The organism is Micromonospora sp. WMMD1120 (genome assembly GCF_029626235.1).
GTDB lineage: Bacteria > Actinomycetota > Actinomycetes > Mycobacteriales > Micromonosporaceae > Micromonospora.
Genome location: NZ_JARUBO010000005.1, coordinates 250,434 through 267,607, shown reverse-complemented (window position 1 = coordinate 267,607; position 17,174 = coordinate 250,434). Strand labels below are relative to the sequence as shown.

General features: G+C 73.9%; 15 protein-coding genes. 7 read left to right on the top strand and 8 right to left on the bottom strand.

The genetic code is table 11. From position 1 onward, the window contains the following. Window positions 1–32: 32 nt before the first annotated feature. The gene (locus O7634_RS01270; protein ID WP_278148338.1) at window positions 33–1,787 is read right to left on the bottom strand and encodes a DEDD exonuclease domain-containing protein; all 1,755 of its coding nucleotides are present in this window, start codon (window positions 1,785–1,787) and stop codon (window positions 33–35) included. 128 nt (window positions 1,788–1,915) lie between these two features. Here O7634_RS01270 and O7634_RS01265 point away from each other — a divergent pair, with 128 nt between their 5' ends. The 5 genes from O7634_RS01265 (at window position 1,916) to O7634_RS01245 (ending at window position 7,327) form a co-directional block, all read left to right on the top strand. Further along, window positions 1,916–3,364 carry an NYN domain-containing protein gene (locus O7634_RS01265; protein ID WP_278148337.1) on the top strand — a complete coding sequence of 483 codons (1,449 nt, stop codon included), beginning with the start codon at window positions 1,916–1,918 and terminating at the stop codon, window positions 3,362–3,364. Between the two features lie 221 nt (window positions 3,365–3,585). Then, complete coding sequence (locus tag O7634_RS01260; protein ID WP_278148336.1) at window positions 3,586–4,305, top strand: DinB family protein; 720 nt, start codon at window positions 3,586–3,588, stop codon at window positions 4,303–4,305. Between the two features lie 263 nt (window positions 4,306–4,568). After that, window positions 4,569–4,787 (top strand): hypothetical protein, encoded by a 219-nt coding sequence (locus tag O7634_RS01255; protein ID WP_278148335.1) that lies wholly within the window; start codon window positions 4,569–4,571, stop codon window positions 4,785–4,787. A 159-nt stretch (window positions 4,788–4,946) separates the two neighbouring features. Continuing rightward, the gene (locus O7634_RS01250; RefSeq protein ID WP_278148334.1) at window positions 4,947–6,206 is read left to right on the top strand and encodes a M48 family metallopeptidase; all 1,260 of its coding nucleotides are present in this window, start codon (window positions 4,947–4,949) and stop codon (window positions 6,204–6,206) included. Next, a complete protein-coding gene (locus O7634_RS01245; protein WP_278148333.1) occupies window positions 6,203–7,327 on the top strand; it encodes a glycosyltransferase family 4 protein in 1,125 nt (374 codons plus the stop codon). The genes O7634_RS01250 and O7634_RS01245 overlap by 4 nt, the downstream gene beginning before the upstream one ends. A gap of 13 nt (window positions 7,328–7,340) precedes the next feature. Here O7634_RS01245 and O7634_RS01240 read toward each other — a convergent pair whose 3' ends face one another. From O7634_RS01240 to O7634_RS01210, 7 genes are all read right to left on the bottom strand, one after another. Beyond that, window positions 7,341–8,003 (bottom strand): lysophospholipid acyltransferase family protein, encoded by a 663-nt coding sequence (locus O7634_RS01240; protein WP_278148332.1) that lies wholly within the window; start codon window positions 8,001–8,003, stop codon window positions 7,341–7,343. Between the two features lie 22 nt (window positions 8,004–8,025). After that, entirely contained in the window at window positions 8,026–8,610 is a 585-nt protein-coding gene (locus O7634_RS01235; protein WP_278148331.1) for a TetR/AcrR family transcriptional regulator, read from the bottom strand. Between the two features lie 184 nt (window positions 8,611–8,794). Further along, window positions 8,795–10,453, bottom strand: a complete 1,659-nt coding sequence (locus O7634_RS01230; protein ID WP_278153827.1) for a bifunctional diguanylate cyclase/phosphodiesterase — start codon at window positions 10,451–10,453, stop codon at window positions 8,795–8,797. 82 nt (window positions 10,454–10,535) lie between these two features. After that, window positions 10,536–11,345, bottom strand: a complete 810-nt coding sequence (locus O7634_RS01225; RefSeq protein ID WP_278148330.1) for an SAM-dependent methyltransferase — start codon at window positions 11,343–11,345, stop codon at window positions 10,536–10,538. A 187-nt stretch (window positions 11,346–11,532) separates the two neighbouring features. Beyond that, on the bottom strand, window positions 11,533–12,201 hold the full coding sequence (locus tag O7634_RS01220) for a response regulator transcription factor (protein WP_030337723.1): 669 nt from the start codon (window positions 12,199–12,201) through the stop codon (window positions 11,533–11,535). 7 nt (window positions 12,202–12,208) lie between these two features. Continuing rightward, window positions 12,209–13,900 (bottom strand): GAF domain-containing sensor histidine kinase, encoded by a 1,692-nt coding sequence (locus O7634_RS01215; protein WP_278148329.1) that lies wholly within the window; start codon window positions 13,898–13,900, stop codon window positions 12,209–12,211. 14 nt (window positions 13,901–13,914) lie between these two features. Then, window positions 13,915–15,729 carry a long-chain fatty acid--CoA ligase gene (locus O7634_RS01210; RefSeq protein WP_278148328.1) on the bottom strand — a complete coding sequence of 605 codons (1,815 nt, stop codon included), beginning with the start codon at window positions 15,727–15,729 and terminating at the stop codon, window positions 13,915–13,917. Between the two features lie 182 nt (window positions 15,730–15,911). On the opposite strand from O7634_RS01210, the gene O7634_RS01205 reads away from it, so the two are divergent. After that, window positions 15,912–16,367 (top strand): SRPBCC family protein, encoded by a 456-nt coding sequence (locus O7634_RS01205; protein WP_278148327.1) that lies wholly within the window; start codon window positions 15,912–15,914, stop codon window positions 16,365–16,367. 32 nt (window positions 16,368–16,399) lie between these two features. After that, window positions 16,400–17,101: a hypothetical protein gene (locus tag O7634_RS01200; RefSeq protein WP_278148326.1), complete on the top strand. Its 702-nt coding sequence runs from the start codon at window positions 16,400–16,402 to the stop codon at window positions 17,099–17,101. Window positions 17,102–17,174 lie beyond the last annotated feature (73 nt).

Below are 17,174 nucleotides of genomic sequence, written 5' to 3'. Positions count from 1 at the left end.
AGCGAGTCGACGTCATCCGATCGGTCAGTTGGTCATGAGCGTTCGGTCGAGAGTTGGTGGGACGCGCCGTTCTCGGCCTTCGCCAGCAGGTCACGGAACCGCCCCGCGCCACCCGCCGGTGAGGACCAGCCGGAGGACATCTCGACCAGTCGGGTCTCCGGTCGCTCCAACCAGGACAGGATCCGCTCGGACTCCTCGGCCGTGGCCGCCGGCACCGGGCCGTGCCCGCCGGACACCGTCTCGGCGGTGGCCCGGATGGCGTTCAGCGTCGGGCGCGGGTGCACACCCGGTGGGGACACCCCCGCGCCGGCCAGCCGGCCGTGCCGGACCAGCGCCAACTCCCAGCCACCGCGCGCGGCCGGTCGGGCCGCCGCCAGCTCGACGATCCCGGTCAGCGATGCCAACCGCTGCATCCGTACGGCGGCGCGCAGCACCGCGGCCAGCCGGGACCGCACCACCGCCGCCTCCTCGTAGCGCTGGTCGCGGGCGAGCGTGTCGATCCGGGTGAGCAGGGCGTCCACCACCGACTGGGGGTCGTCGGCGGTGGCGGTGCGGAAGGGCGCGGCGGCGCGGCGGTCGTACTCCTCGGGGGTGATCAGGTGTTCGCAGGGTGCCGGGCAGCGGCCCAGCTCGGCCAGCGCGCAGGCCGGCGTGACGGTGCGCAGCGAGAGCCGGTGCGTGCACTGACGCAGCGGCACGGCGTCGTGGAAACCGGCGGCGGCCAGCTCGGCGGCCCGCCGTGAGGTGAACGGCCCCAGGTATGCGGTGTCGGTGGGGGAGAGGTCGCGGACGATCGACAGGCGAGGGTACGGACCGTCGGTCAGCTTGAGCCAGAGCATCCGCTCCGGGTATTTGGAGCGTCTGTTGTACGGCGGGGCGTGCGCGGCGATCAGCCGCAGCTCGCGGACCTCCGCCTCCAGCGAGTGCGCGCACTCCACCGCCTCGACCCGTTCGGCCGCGGCGAGCATCTCGGAGATCCGGGCCCGTTTCTCCGCGGCGGTGAAGTAGCTGCGGACCCTTGTGGCGATGTCGACGGAGGTGCCCACGTAGAGCGGCCGGTCGTCGGCGGCCCGGAAGATGTAGACCCCGGGGACCTTGGGCAGGCCCTCGGCGAGGTGCCGCTTGCGCCGCTGGGTCGGGGTGACCGCGCGGGCGAACTCGATCGCGTCGCCGACGGTGTCCACCCGGTGCCCGCCGAGCCGGCCGATCAGCCCGTGCAGCACGTCGACGGTGGCCTTCGCGTCGTCGAGGGCCCGGTGGGTGGGTTGGGTGGCGGTGCGGAAGTAGGCGGCCAGGGTGCCGAGCTTGCGGTTGGGCACCTCGTCGCGGGTCAGCACCCGCCGGGCCAGCGCGGCGGTGTCCAGCACCCGGGGGTTGGGCCAGCGGTAGCCGTGCCTCGCGCAGGCGGCCTTGAGGAAGCCCACGTCGTACGGCGCGTTGTGCGCCACCAGCACCGCGTCGTCGATGAACTCCAGGAAGCTCGGCAGCACCTGCTCGATCGGTGGCGCCGGCACCAGCATGGCCTGGGTGATGCCGGTCAGCACGGTGATGAACGGCGGGATCGGCTGCCCCGGGTTGACCAGGGTCGCCAGCACCCCCAGATGCTCGCCGCCGCGCACCTTGACCGCCCCGATCTCGGTGATGCCGCCGCCGTCCGGCGCGCCGCCGGTGGTCTCGAGGTCGACCACCACGAAGGTGGTCGCGTAGAGCGGCAGCGCCGGGTCCACCCCGCCCACCGCCGGGTCGAGACCGGCCAGTGCCTCCTGGACGTACTCCGCCTGTGCCATCGGCGGCACGTTAGCGCCCCCGTCCGACACTCCCGTCGCAGTCGTCCCACGCGCCACCATGAGGGCTAGGATGAGAGATCGGCTCACTCACCGGGCGGTGGGCCCGGTCGCGGTGGGAGACTTGCCACATGCCCCTCACCGAGCCGCACGACGACCACCTCCCGCAGGAGGACCCGGTCGCGCGCGACGGTGTCGAGGGTAACCCGGACGACAACGTAGTCACGGGCACGACCGACGCAGACGACCCGAACGGGGACGGCACGGGTGCGGAGCCCGAGCCGACCCTGCCCGAGCCGGTCCGCCAGCGCATCGTGGCGCTCACCGCCGCCGTGCTGCCCACCCTGCCCGCCGACGAGGTGCCGGTGCCGCTGCGCCGGGTCGCCAAGTTCGCCCCCAACCGGCGCGCCCGGCTCGGCGCGCCGGCCATCGCCGCCCAGCTCACCGCCGACCCGCTCTTCCGGCAGCGGGTCACCGCCCGGGTCCTGGCCGACGCGGGTGATCTCGGCGCCGCCGTGGTCGAGGGCACCGCGCCCGCCGCCGCCGACCCGGTCGAGGTCGCCGCGCTGGCCTACCTGGCCCGGCCGCGCGGCTGGCGGGAGCTGATCGACGCCAGCGGCGCCGCGGTCCGTGCCGAGGCGGACAGCGCTGTCGTCGCCGAGCTGGTCCGCGAGGCCGAACAACGGGCCACCCGGGCCGAGCACGACCGCGCGGTCGCCCGGGTGGAGGCGGAGAAGCTCCGTGACGAGCTGGCCCGCGTCCGGGAGGAGCTGGGCCAGCTCCGCGAGGAGTCCCGGCAGCTGGCCCGTACCCTGCGGGAGACCCAGGCCCGGGAACGCAAGGCCACCGAGCTGCTGGCCACCGAGCGGGGTCGGGCCGCGCGGGCCAGCGCCGACGTGGACGCCGAGCTGCGCCGCGCCCGGGCCCGGCTGGCCGAGGCCGAGGCCGCCGCCGGGGTGGCCCGGGCGAGCGCCAAGGAGGCGCGTTCGGTCGACGACGCCCGACTCTGGCTGCTGCTGGAGACCATCGGCCAGGCCGCCGTCGGGTTGCGCCGGGAGCTGGCGCTCGACCCGGTGGACAAGCTCCCCGCCGACTTCGTCGCCGACGCGTTCGCCGAACAGGCCGGCGCCACCCCGGCCGGCCCCGCCGCCCGCGCCCGGGACAGCGACGACCCGGCCCGACTCGACCAGTTGCTCGCCCTGCCCCGGGCGCACCTGGTGGTGGACGGCTACAACGTCACCAAGCGCGGCTTCGGCGAGATGTCCCTGGAACAGCAGCGCAAACGCCTGATCACCGGGCTGGGCGGGATCGCCGCGCAGACCGGCGACGAGGTCACCGTCGTCTTCGACGGGGCCGAGCGGATGCACGGGTTGCCGCCCGCGCCGCGTGGCGTACGGGTGCTCTTCTCCCGCAAGGGGGAGACCGCCGACGAGCTGATCCGACGGCTGGTCCGCGCCGAGCCGGCGGGCCGTCCGGTGGTCGTGGTCTCGTCGGACCGCGAGGTCGCCGACGGGGTACGCCGGCACGGGGCCTATCCGCTGGGCGCGGACTCGTTGCTGCGGCGGCTCGCCCGCTCCTGACGTCTACACGACACGCTGGTTCCCCATCCGCACCTCGGTGGGCAGCTTCGGCCCGCCGCCAGCGCCGTGATCGACACGAGTTCCGTGAAGTTGGGGTGTCCGGCCGCTTGGGATGGCCCGTCTTCATTGAACCGGAGTCGATCTCGCTCAAGCGGTCGGTCGGCACCTCTGTCGTATGCGAGGTCTAGCGTTGCCGCTGTCGCCGACGGGAGGGGGTCGCCATGGCACAGGACGACGTCAAGGACTTCGTCGATCGGGATCTGCGGGGTGCCCGGTTCAACAGGTCGACGCTTGCCGGTGCGGTGATGCGCGGCGTCGATGTGGATGCTCTGGACATCGACGCGCCGTGGCTGGCAGAGGGCACGTTCCTGGTCAACGGCGTCGACGTGGTGCCACTTGTCGAGGCCGAGCTCGACCGGAGGTTCCCCGGCCGGGCCCTCCGGCACGCCAGCGAACCCGACGATCTCCGGGCGGCGTGGGCGGCGGCCGAGCGGGCCTGGGCGGGGGCGGTCGACCGGGTGCTAACCATGCCCGAGGGCGCTGTCGACGTGTCGGTCGACGGTGAGTGGTCGTTCGCGCAGACTGTGCGTCACCTCGTGTTCGCGGCCGACGTCTGGTTGGGCAAGGCGATCTTGCGCCTGCCGCAGCCGTTCCACAGGCTCGGTCAGTCGCACGTCGAGTACGAGACCGACGGCTTCGATATGTCGGTCTTCACCACGGAGCAGCCAACCTTCGAGGAGGTCCTCCAGGCTCGCGCCGAGCGGCAGGCCATGGTGCGCGACTTCCTCGCGACCGTCACGCCGGACCTGCTGGCCGAGCGTCGGCCGAGCGCCTGGTGGCCCGACCACGAGGTGACCGTCCTGCACTGCCTCCAGGTGATCCTGGGCGAGGAGTGGCAGCACCTCCGCTTCGCACTGCGTGACCTGGACGCGCAGACCTGACCGCCCGCGTCCGGGATGCCGGGTGCCCGGCGTCCGGGGTGCGCGCGGCCGGCGGTCGGCGAGATCCTCACGGGTTTCTTGGAGGCGGGGTGTCCGGTCGGACGGGTTGGCCCGATTTCATGGAATCGGAGTGGATCTAGCCCTCGAACGCCCGGTCGGACGGGTTTCTGTCGTACCCGGTGGTTAGCGTCGATGTGACCGACGGTGCTCGGTCGGCGACGACCGGGCATCGGCCGAGCGCCGCGAGCCGATCAGGAGGCGTGATGCTCATCGACTGCGACGGGTGCGCGAAACGGGCCGACGGCTGTTCCGGATGCCCGCTGACCGCCCTGTTCGACGAGACGTCCCCGGCGGCCGGGCTGGTCGCCGCCGAGGTCGAGGCCATCGAGGTGTTCGCGCGGGCCGGCTTCGACGTGGAGGTGCTGGCCGCGCCCGCACGCCCGGAGGTCGCCCGCCGCCGTTCCACCCGCCGGGTCGCCTGAGCGTCACACCGCGCCCGGAAGCGGGCTCCTCGCGGGCCATAGGATGAGCGGTCACGGCGGGAGGAGCGGCGCGATGTGCGAGGTGCGGCGGGATGGCGGCGGGCTCGCCGGTGGCGCTGGGTTCGGTGGCGGCGAGCCGGCCGGCCGGCTGGTGACGCGGTGACTCCGCGCGGCTGGGCGCTGGTGGCTCTGGCCGGGCTGACCGTCGCGCTGGTCCTGGTGGCCGTGCTGCTCATCCCGTGGCACCGACCGCCGGCGCCGCGGGCCGACCAGCTCGCCGCGCTGCGTGACCTGCCGGCCGAGCAGGTGGCCAGGGGCCGGGAGTTCCGCGCCGCGCTGCGTCCCGGCGGCTACGCCGCGCTCGCCGTCGGGCTGCTGATCGCCCTGGCGCTCGGGCTGACCCCGCTGGGCGGTCGCCTGGTCGAGCTGGTGGGCCGGCCCTTCGGCGGGCACTGGGCCGCGCAGGCGGTGCTCGGCGGGCTGGCCGTGGTGCTCGTCGCCGACCTGGTGACGCTTCCGTTCGCCGCCTGGCGGCAGAGCGTGCTCACCCGCTACGGGCTGAGCACGAACGGCTGGAGCGGTTGGGCGGTCGACCTGCTCAAGTCGTACGCGGTCAGCGCGGTGATCGGCGCGGTGGCGCTGCTCGGCTTCTACGCGGTCATCCGGCTCGCGCCGCGCTGGTGGTGGGCGTTGGGTGCGGCCGGCGCCGCGCTGCTGGTGGTGCTGCTGTCGTTCGTCCTGCCGGTGCTGGTGGAGCCGGTGTTCAACAGGTTCACCCCGATGGAGCAGGGTCCGCTGCGCACCGAGCTGATGAGCATGGCCGCCCGTGACGGTGTGCCGGTGCGCGACGTGCTGGTCGCCGACGCGTCGCGGCGCACCAGGGCGGTCAACGCGTACGTCTCCGGGCTCGGGCCGACGCGGCGGGTGGTGGTCTACGACACGCTGCTGCGGGAGGCGACACCCGCCGAGGTGACCGCCGTGGTGGCGCACGAGTTGGGGCACGCGAAGGATTCCGACGTCGCGGTCGGCACGCTGACCGGGGCGCTGGGCGCCGCAGCCGCCGTGGTGGCGCTCTACCTGCTCGGCTCGTGGGGGCCGCTGCTGCGGTTGGCGGGTGTCGACTCGGTGGCCCAACCGCGCGCGTTCCCGCTGCTGGTGGCCCTGGTCGCGGTGGCCGGCCTGGTGGCCACGCCGGTGCAGGCGCTGATGTCGCGGCGGGTGGAGGCGCGGGCCGACGCGCACGCGCTCGCGCTCACCGGCGACCCCGCGTCGTTCGAGTCGATGCAGCGTCGACTCGGCTCGGTCAATCTCGGCGACCCCGACCCGCCCCGCTGGGAATACCTCTACTCGGCCACGCACCCATCCACAGTGGAGCGGATGGCCGCCGCCCGCGCGTACGCCCGGGAGGCCGGCCGATGACCCGCACCCTGCTGATCACCAACGACTTCCCGCCCCGTCCGGGTGGCATCCAGTCCTTCGTCCACAACCTGGCGCTGCGTCAACCCGCCGGCTCGGTGATCGTCTACGCGTCGAGCTGGCACGGGGCCGCGAAGTTCGACGCCGACCAGCCGTTCGAGGTGGTCCGGGAACGGACCCGGGTGCTGTTGCCCACCCCGCTGATCGCCCGCAGGGCGGCCCGCCTGGCGCGGGCGTACGACTGCGACACCGTGTGGTTCGGCGCGGCGGCCCCGCTGGGGCTGCTGGCCGCCGGTCTACGCCGGCGGGCCGGCATCCGCCGTGTCGTGGCGCAGACCCACGGGCACGAGATCGGGTGGGCCGCGGTGCCGGCCGCCCGACCGTTGCTGCGGCGCATCGGTCGGGGCGTGGACGTCACCACCTACCTCGGCGAGTACACCCGCAGCCGGCTGGCCCGCGTGCTGGACGGGGTGACCGAGTTGCGCCAGCTCGCGCCGGGTGTCGACGTGGACACCTACCACCCGGACGTGGACGGCGAACAGGTCCGGGCCCGGCTCGGGCTGACCGACCGGCCGGTGGTGGTCTGTGTGTCCCGGCTGGTGCCGCGCAAGGGTCAGGACCTGCTGATCCGGGCCCTGCCGGAGATTCGCCGCCGGGTGCCCGACGCGGCGTTGCTGATCGTCGGCGGCGGGCCGTACCGGGCGAGCCTGGAGAAGCTGGCCCGACAGTCCGGCGTGGAACGGGACGTGGTGTTCACCGGCTCGGTGCCGGCGGGCGAGTTGCCGGCGCACTACGCGGCCGGTGACGTCTACGCGATGCCGTGCCGCACCCGCAACCGTGGCCTGGACGTCGAAGGGCTGGGCATCGTCTATCTGGAGGCGTCAGCGGCCGGTCTGCCGGTGGTGGCCGGTGACTCCGGGGGCGCGCCGGACGCGGTCCGCGAGGGCGAGACCGGGTACGTCGTGCGCGGGCGGGACATCGCCCAGTTGACCGACCGGGTCGCCCGGCTGCTCACCGACCGTGACCTGGCCCGTCAACTGGGCGCGGCGGGCCGGGCGTGGGTCGAGCGGGAGTGGCGCTGGGAGGCGCAGGCGGAGCGGATGGCGAGGCTCCTCGCGGGCTGAGCCGCGCCCCCGTTCAGCTGCCCCGGGGCGGGGCGTGGTGCGGCACGTACTCCTGGTCGGTGAGTTTCTGGATCGCGGCCATCACCTCGTCGGTGACCGTCCGGATGTCCCGGGGCCCGGTGATCCGGTCGGCGACCGGGATCGGCGGCCCGAACCGCAGCGTGACAGGGTGTCGGCGGGGCAGCCGCGCGCCGACCGGCAGCACCTCGGCGGTGCCGAGCACGCCGACCGGGACGATCGGCACACCGGCGTCGCGGGCCAGCCGGGTCATCCCGGTCCGACCCCGGTAGAGCCGCCCGTCGGGGGAGCGGGTGCCCTCGGGATAGATGGCCACCAGGCCGCCGGCGCGCAGCACCGGGATGGCGGCGTCGAGAGCACGCACCGCGGCCCGGCCGCCGGCCCGGTCGACCGGGATGGCGCCCATGCCGGCGACGATCCGCCGGCTGAGCCAGCCGCCCGGACCACGTCCGGTGAAATATTCGACCTTCGCCCAGAAGGTGACGTGCCGGGGCGTCACGCTGGCGAGGAACATCTCGTCGGCCACCGACAGGTGGTTGCCGGCGAGGATCGCGCCGCCCTGTCGGGGCAGGTGTTCCAGGCCCTCCACGCGGGGCCGCCAGCCCCACCGCAGCGCGCCGCCGACGGTCAGCTTGGTGAGGTCGTAGAGCAGTGGCACGTGTCCTCCGAGGCTCGGGGTCTCAGCCGGGTGTCGGGCCGAGGTGGGCGTCGAGCGTGGCGCGCAGCAGGGCGTCGTCGTCGGTGGCCCCGGTCGCCAGCGGCAGGCTGCCCCAGGCCCAGAGCTGGGCGATGCCGTGCACGTTGGCCCAGAGCGCCCCGGCGACCACCGGCGCGGGCGCGGCCGTCGGCCGGCGCGCCTGCGCCACCAGGTCGGTCAGGACGGCGAAGAGCGGCAGGCTGGTCTCGCGCAGCCGCAACCGGCCGCTGTTCAGCAGGTCGTGTCGGAACATCAGCTCGAACATGCCGCGGTGGGCCGCCGCGAAGTCCAGGTACGTCCGGGCCAGGGCGGTCAGTCGGGTACGGGGATCAGGCCCGACATCGCGCAGGGTGGCCTCGACGCGGGCGGTGAGGTCGGTGAAGCCCTCCCGGGCGATGGCGGAGAGCAGGTCGACGTGGGTGGGGAAGTAGCGCCGTGGCGCGCCGTGTGAGACGCCGGCCCGGCGGGCGATCTCCCGCAGCGACACCGCCGACTGGCCTTCGCGCAGCACCAGGTCCACTCCGGCGGCCACCAGTCGGGCCCGCAGACCCCTCTCCTCGGCGCTCATAGACACTGTCTACCACCCGGCGTAGACGGTGTCTACTCGGCCCGGCTGCGGTTTGGCGGTGGCGGATTTACCTGGAATTAGGGCTTCCGTCGAGCGGGATGGCCCGGTTTCCGTGAACCCGCGCCCGGCATGAGGCTGCGGGCCTGCGCGCGCGGCGCGCGGGGGAAGGCGCGCGCGGCGCGGCTCAGCGGATGCGGGCGAGGATGCGGTCGGCCGGGGCCGGCCGGCCGAAGTGCCAGCCCTGCGCGGCGTCGCAGCCGATCGCGCGGAGCCGCTCGGCCTGCCCGGCGGTCTCCACCCCCTCGGCGGTCACCGTCAGGTCCAGCGCGTGCGCGAGCGAGACCAGCGAGGCCAGGATGCGTTCGTCGGTGCGGCCCACCGACGGTGAGCGCAGGCCGGCCACGAACTCGCCGGCCACCTTCAGCTCGGTCACGGGCAGGTCGCGCAGGTACGCCAGGTTGCTGTAGCCGGTGCCGAAATCGTCGATGGCGATGCGTACCCCGAGGTCGGCCAGCACCCGTAGGGCGCGAACCGGCTCCTCGGCGGTGCTCATCATCGTGCTCTCGGTGATCTCCAGTTGGAGTCGTTCCGGCGGTAGGCCGGTCTGCCGGAGGAGCGCGCGGACCTCCTGCACGAGTCCGGGCCGGCGTACCTGGCGGACCGCCAGGTTGACGCTGACGAACGGCGCGGCGGCGGCCCCGGTCGACCACGCCTCCGCCTCGCGGCACGCCTCGGCCAGCACCCACCCGCCCAACTGGACGATCAGGCCGGTCTCCTCGGCCAGCCCGATGAAGCTGTCCGGTCGCAGCACCCCCAGCTCCGGGTGACGCCAACGGACCAGCGCCTCCACGCCGACGATGCTGCCGTCGCGCAGCGACGTCAGTGGCTGGTAGTCGAGGTAGAACTCGCCCCGGTCCAACGCGGCCGGGATGGCCGCGGAGAGGGCGTAGCGGGCCAGTTCCCGCTGGTTGCGCTCGGCGTCGTAGAGCGCCCACCGCGCCCCACCGGCGGACTTCGCCCAGTGCAGTGTGCTGTCGGCGGCCCGCATCAGGTCGGTCGGGTTGGCGCCGGCCACCTGGCGCTCGACGATCCCGATGCTCGCCGAGATCTGTAGCTCGTGCCCGTCGACGAGCGCCGGCGCCCCGACCGCGGCCAGCGCGGTCTCGGCGACGGTGACCATGTCGTCGGTGCCGCCGGTGCGCTCCACCAGGATGACGAACTCGTCGCCGCCGAGGCGGGCCACCAGGTGCTCGCCCATGGCCTTGCGCAACCGTTCGGCCACCGTCGCCAGCAGCAGGTCACCGATCTGGTGCCCGAGGGTGTCGTTGACGACCTTGAAGCGGTCCAGGTCCAGGAAGCACACGCCGACGCGTTGCGCGCCCCGACCCGGCTCGTTGAGCGCGGCGGCGAGCCGCTCGGTGAACAGCGTCCGGTTGGGCAGGCCGGTGAGCGGGTCATGGGTGGCCTGGTGACGAAACCGGGCCTCGCTGGCCCGCAACGCCCGCTCGGCCTGCGTGCGGGCCCGCATCGCGGCGCGGCGGATCGACTCCTGCTCGTCGAGCGTCCGGTCCCGCAGCGCGCGGGCGTAGCCGGTGGCCACCGCCGCCAGCAGCCGGGCCATCCGGTCCTCGACCTCCTCGGCCACCAACCCCAGGTCGCGGATCAACCGGAGCTGGATGACCTCGACGGTACGACCCAGACCCTCCGCGGAGGCGATGTGCGCGGCGACCAACTCGGCGCCCACCCGGTGCCCGGCGCGCAGGTCGAACGGTTCGGTGCGCAGCGCGCCGGCCAACTCCCCGGTGAGGCGGTCCAGCAGGGCTTCCAACTGGGCCTGGGTCATCGGTAGGTAGCTGGTGCCGGACACCGCCTTCGCCCAGGCCCGGGCGAACGTACCCGGGCAGGGGGTCGCCTGCGCGGGCAGCTCAGCCACCGAGGCGCCCCACGCCGCCCATGAAGACCGCGCGCTCGGCGTCCTCCGCGCTCTCCGGAGTGTCCGGTCGCCACTCGGGCACCCAGACCACGCCCGGTTCGAGCAGCTCGAACCCGTCGAAGAGCGCGGTCAGCTCTGTGCGGCTGCGAATCCACAGCGGACTGTCGGTGCGTTGGTACACCCGTTCCGCCTCGGCGCGCTCGTCCCTGCTGCGCCCGTCGTCGCTGGCCTGCGACAGCACCAGGTAGCTGCCGGGGGCCAGGGCGTCGCGCAGCGTCCGCAGCAGTCGCGCCGGCTGGTCGTCGTCGGAGACGAAGTGCAGCACGGCCACGACCATCACGGCGATCGGTTGGCTGAAGTCGAGCAGCTTGCGCACGTCCGGGTGGCCCAGGATCGCCTCCGGCCGGCGCAGGTCCTCCTGCACCACCACCGCCTGCTCGTTGTCGGCCAGGATCTCCCGGCTGTGGGCCACCGCGACCGGGTCGACGTCCACATAGACCACTCGCGACCGTGGGTCGAGCCGCTGGGCGATCTCGTGCACGTTGCCGACCGTCGGGATGCCCGAGCCGATGTCCAGGAACTGCCGGATGCCGGCCCCGGCGAGGTGGTGCACGGCCCGCCGCAGGAACGCCCGGTTGGCCTGGGCCATCAGCGGCGCCTCGGGCACCGCCGCGACCATCGCCTGCGCGGCGGCGCGGTCGGCGGCGAAGTTGTGCGAGCCGCCGAGGTAGTAGTCGTACATCCGCGCGACGCTCGGGCGCTCGATGTCGATCGTCTCGGGTGCCCAGTCCGGCCGCTGCATGCGTTCACCCCTTGAGTCCGCGACGCGGGCGCCGTCGCCCGCGCGGGTATTGTGCACCCGCCACGCACGCCAGACCATAGCGCGCCCGAGGTTGCCCGCCGACGTCGGTCGATGCGCGACGGTCCGTGCCGGCGGAAGCCGGCGCGGACCGTCGGTAGCGAAATCCTGCCCGACGAGTGGGGGCAGGTCAGAACTTCGGCGCGTCCGGTGCCTCGAGCAGGCCGAGCCGGAGCGCGGTCATCAGGGCCTGGGCCCGGTTGGCCGCGCCGAGCTTCTCGTAGAGCTTCGAGATGTGCGTCTTCGCCGTGGACTCGCTGACGAACAGCTGCTTGGCGATGCCCGCCACGCTCATGCCGTCGGCGAGCAGCCGCAGCACCTGGCCCTCCCGGGGCGACAACTGCGGGCCGGACGGGGCGAGCCGCCGCTTCATCGCCTCGGCCAGGTCGGCGGCGGTGAACGCGCTGGGGGAGGAGGCGGCGTGCCGCGCGGCGGCCACCACCTCGTCGGCCGGCGCGGTCTTCGGCACGAAGGCGCTCGCGCCGGCCTCCAGCGCGCCGAAGAGCTGGTCGTCGCCGGCGTACATGGTCAGCACCACGATGCCCATCGACGCGCTCGACTTGCGCAGCGCGCGGGTGGCCTCCAGGCCGCTGCCGTCGGGCAGCCGCAGATCCATGATCACCACGTCCGGCTGCAGGGCGCCGGCCTGGCGTACGCCCTCCGCCGCGGTGGCCGCCTCGCCGACGACCTCGAACTGGCGATCGCGCTCGAAGGCGTGCCGCAGGCCCTTGCGAATCAGGTCATGATCGTCGACAAGGAGGACCTTGGTGCGGGTGGCCGGTATCGGGCTTGTGGTCATCCTCGGGTTACTCCCCTTCTGGTGCTGAGCTGCCGCGCACGGTATCGCGCCGGGACGAGGTGCCGAGAACCACCGCCACGGTCGTGCCGCTGGGCTGTCGCGGCCTGATCTCCAACCGGCCCCGGATACGTTCCGCCCTCTCGGCCATGATCGCAAGACCGTACCGCCCGTCGGGGCGCTGGTCAGCCATCCCCTGACCGTCATCCGACACTTCTATTTGCGCGTACGGGGGGTCGACCTCACACGTGACCCACAGATTCGAGGCGCCGGCGTGCTTGCGGGCGTTGGTCACCGCCTCCTGGGCGATGCGCAGCAACTCGGCCTCGGTGGCGGCCGGCAGCCGGGCGGTGGACTCGTCGAGGGAGAGGTGCACCCGCAGCCCACCGGACGCGCCCACGGTGCGTGCGTACTCGGCGATCGCCGCGGCCAGCCCACCCTGCCGGTCCACCTCGCTGCGCAGCTCGAAGAGGCTCAGCCGTAGCTCCTGGATCACCCGGGTCACCTCGGCGCGCAGCGTACGCAGGGCCTCGGCGGTCTCGTCGGCGTCGTCGAAGACGGTTGCCATGGCGTTGTCGATGCCGTAGCCGACCATCACCAGCTCCTGCGCCACCCCGTCGTGGATCTCCCGGGCCAACCGCTGCCGCTCCTCGTTGGTGGCCAGCGAGCGCACCTCGTCGAAGAGCAGCGCCGCCTCCAGCCGCAGCGCGGCCGGACGGGTCAGCGCGGTCACCCGGGACACCACGGGCGGCGGGTACGCGTGCGCGGCATCGGCCTCCAGCACCACGAGCCCCACCGTACGCACCCCGGCGACCAGCGGGACGATCAGCGCGGACACCTCCCCGCCACGGTGGGAGCGCGACTGCGACCGGGCGGAGGTGGTGGCCTGCTGGCTGGCCCACGCGTCGGCGATCGCCGAGTCCGCGTCCAGCGTCGTCTCCCAGTCCACCCGGTCGACGCCGGCCTGGGCGAGCACCACCAGCCGACCTCCGCCGCTGGCCGACAGCACCGCGCCCCGGTCGGCCCGGGCCACGGTGCGCAACTCCTCCAACAGGTGTTCGGAGATGCCGCCCGGGTCGAGGGTGGCCCCGGGCAACTGCCGGGCCACCGTGCGCAGCTGGGTCAGCAGGCGGGTGGCCTCGGCGTACGGCTGGGGTTTGCCCTCACCGCGCACCGCCATGACCCGGTGCAGGGTGCCGGCGGCGTAGAGCCCGAGGGCCGCCAGGATCAGCCACTGGGCGCAGACCGCGAGGTAGCCCGGCTGGCCGAGCTGCGGCTCGCCCCCGACGGTGGTCAGCGCGCCGCTGACCAGCAGGGTGACAGCGGTGACGGCGAGCAGGGCGGCGCCCTCGGCGAAACGGCGACGCAGCGCGGTGACGGTCACCGGCACCGCCAGGTAGGGCAGCACCGCCGACGCGCCCAGGCCGTCGACGGTGCCGCCGATGGACGCGACGGCGGCGAGGTGGCTCGCGGCCAGACCCAGCACCACCACCTCGGCCACCCGGCTCAGCGGGCCGACCAGCCGGTGCTGGGGGGCCAGCAGCGACGGCAGCCCGGCCACCCCCAGCAGCGCGATCCACGACAGCTGGGCGACGTCCCGGGTGGCGAACAGGGTCAGGATGGCGACCAGCGCCAGCATCACCAGGCGGGCTGCCGCGGCGAGGGGATGCGGGTGCGGTGCGGTGGCTGTGGATGCGGGCACGTGACGGATGGTAGTCAGCCCCGGTAGATGTCGGCGATCTCCGCCGCGTACGTCTTCTGGACAACCTGCCGCTTGACCTTGAGCGACGGGGTCAGCTCACCGGTCGCCTCGGTGAAGTCACGGGGCAGGACCCGGAACACCTTGATCGCCTCGGCCTTGGACACGGCCTGGTTGGCGGTGTCGATCGCGGCCTGGATCTCCGTGCGCAGGCCCTCGTGCTCGCGGAGCTGCTCGACGGTGGTGTCGGCGGGCATCCCGGCCTTCTCCAGCCAGGCCGGAAACGCCTCCTCGTCGACGGTGACCAGCGCCGCGATGAACGGCGCGCGGTCACCGACCACCACGCACTGGCTGACCAGCGGGTGCGCCCGGACCAGGTCCTCCAGCACCGCCGGGGCGACGTTCTTGCCGCCGGCGGTGACGATCAGCTCCTTCTTGCGACCGGTGATGCTCAGGTAGCCGTCCGCGTCGAGCTGCCCCAGGTCGCCGGTGCGGAACCACCCGTCGGCGCCGACCGCCTCGGCGGTCGCCGCCTCGTTGCGCCAGTAGCCCTGGAAGACCAGCTCACCGGAGATCAGGATCTCCCCGTCGTCCTCGATCCGGACGGTCACGCCGGGCAGCGGGCGGCCGACGCTGCCGATCCGGGTCCCGCCGGGCAGGTTCACCGCGGCGGCGGGGGAGGTCTCGGTCAGGCCGTAGCCCTCCAGGACCGTCACGCCGATGCCCCGGAAGAAGTGGCCGAGCCGGGCGCCGAGCGGCGCGCCGCCGGAGATCGCGTCCCGGCACCGGCCGCCGAGCGCGGCGCGCAGCTTGCGGTAGACCAACCGGTCGAAGACCACGTGCTGGGCCCGCAGCGCCAGTCCGGGCCCGCCCGGGGAGTCCAGCGCCTCGCTGTACGCGATGGCGACCTGCTCCGCGCGGGCGAAGACGCCGCCCTTGCCGTCCGCCTCGGCCTTCTGCTTGGCGGCGTTGTAGACCTTCTCGAACACCCGGGGTACGGAGAGCACGAAGGTCGGCCGGAACGTCTGCAACTCGGCGACCAGGTTCTTGGTGTCGGCGCAGTGCGCCATGGTGGCCCGGGCCTGCACGACGCCGATCTGGATGAGCCGGGCGAAGGCGTGCGCCAGCGGAAGGAACAGCAGGGTGGTCGCGCCGGCGTTGAACAGGTTCGGCAGCACCGGCACCGCGTTCGCGATGTCGGCGTACATGTTGCGGTGGGTGAGCACGCAGCCCTTGGGTCGGCCGGTGGTGCCACTGGTGTAGATGATCGTCGCCAGGTCGCCGGCCTGGACCGCCCGACGCCGTCGCTCGACCTCGGCCGGGTCGACGGCGGCGCCCGCCGTGACCAGCTCGTCGACCCCGCCCCGGTCGATCTGCCAGACGTGGGAGAGCTCGGGCAGCCGGTGCCGGACGCCGGCGACCAGGTCGGCGTGCGCCTCGGTCTCCACCACGACGGCCACCGCGTTGGAGTCCTCCAGGATCCAGGCGGCCTGCTCGGCGCTGGACGTCTCGTAGATGGGCACGGTGACCGCGCCGGCCGCCCAGATGGCGTAGTCCAGCAGCGTCCACTCGTAGCGGGTGCGGCTCATCAGACCGACCCGGACCCCCGGCTCGATGCCGGCGGCGATCAGCCCACGGGCGACGGCGGCGACCTCGTCGCGGAACTGGAGGCAGGTCACGTCGGTCCAGGCGGTGATCGAGCCGTCGGCGCCCGGGACGGGACGCGCGAACTGGACCGTGTCGGGCGCGATCTCGGCGTTGTCCCAGACCGGATCGGTGAGGTTGGCCGCATCGCCAACGGTGACGATCGGCGGGACGGAGAACTCGCGCACCTGCACTCCTTCGTGCTCGCACTGCCTGGGCCGGGCGGCCGACGGTGGGCGTCGGCTGTGTCGAAACCTACCCGGTGACCAGGAGCACCCTGTCAACGCCTGGCGATGTCCGAGGTGCCGCCGCTGGTCACGCGCGGGGGCGGCGCGGCGTACCGGCGGTGCCCGCCGGGTAGCCTCCCCCCATGGCGGACTCCTCCACCCAGTCGATCATCATCGGCGCCGCACCGGACCGGGTCGCGGCGGTCATCTGCGATTTCGCGAGCTACCCGGAGTGGACCGACGCGGTGCGTCGCGCCGAGGTGGTCGAGGAGTACGAGGACGGCTACGCCAGCCAGGTGCGTTTCACCATCGACGCCGGGGTGATGGCCGACGAGTACGTGCTTGCCTACGAGTACGCCGAGGACCTGTCCCGGATCGAGTGGCACCTGGTCGCTCCCTCGAAGATGCAGAAGTCCCAGCGCGGCTCGTACGACCTGGTGGGCAATCCGGACGGCGGCACGACGGTGACCTACACGCTGGAGGTCGACCTGTCGGTCGGGATGCTCGGGATGTTTCGGCGCAAGGCCGAGAAGATGATCATGGACACCGCGTTGAAGCAGCTCAAGCGCCGGGTAGAAGCACCCGGTGCGGCGCAGTGACCGGTCCGGTGGCACGGTAGAGGAGCCGACGAATGGGCGCAACGGATCCGGGTTCGGCCCGGGAAGAGGCGGAGCGGCTGGTCGCCACCCTGCTCGCGGGGGCACGCCTGGCCGCCGCCGGCTCGCCGGGCGGGGCGTTCGGCCCGTTGGGCGGGATGCTGTCCGGTGTCCTCGGTCACAGCACCGGCCCGGACGGGCGCTCGGCCCCTGCCGGCTTCGCCACCGGTTCGGCGGAATGCTGCGTCTGCCCGGTCTGTCGGGGGATCGCCGCGTTGCGGGACCCGAGTCCGGAGTTCGCCGAACGCCTCGCCACCGGCGCCGGTGACCTCGCCGCGGGCGTCGCGAGCCTGCTGCGGGCGTTCGCCCCGGCCGAGCAGCCCGCGGCGCGCCCCACCGAGCCGGGCGCCACGGCGTCCTCCCCGCCCTCGCCCGCGCCCGCCCCCACCGGCGACGACGCGTCCGACGGCCCCGCCGGTGACGACCCCGCCGGGGCCGCCGGCGACGACCACGTGTGGCGCGATGCCACCCGCACCGGGCATGATTCCCAACCGGCGCCGGAGCGGGATGTCTGGTCGGTCGCCACCCGGACGGCGGACCCACTCGCCCCGGTCGCCGCACCGCCCGTCGACGAGGCCGGGCCGGCGACCGCACCGGCACCGACCACCCGTCCCGTGGTGCCCGCCTCGCGGGTGCCCGAGCACACCGGCGCGGAGGCATCGGGCGACGGCGCCTGAGCGCGGGACATTCCGACCCGGACCGGCAGCGGGCCGGGACGCGGGTCGGACAGCACAGCAGAGGGAGGCGGCA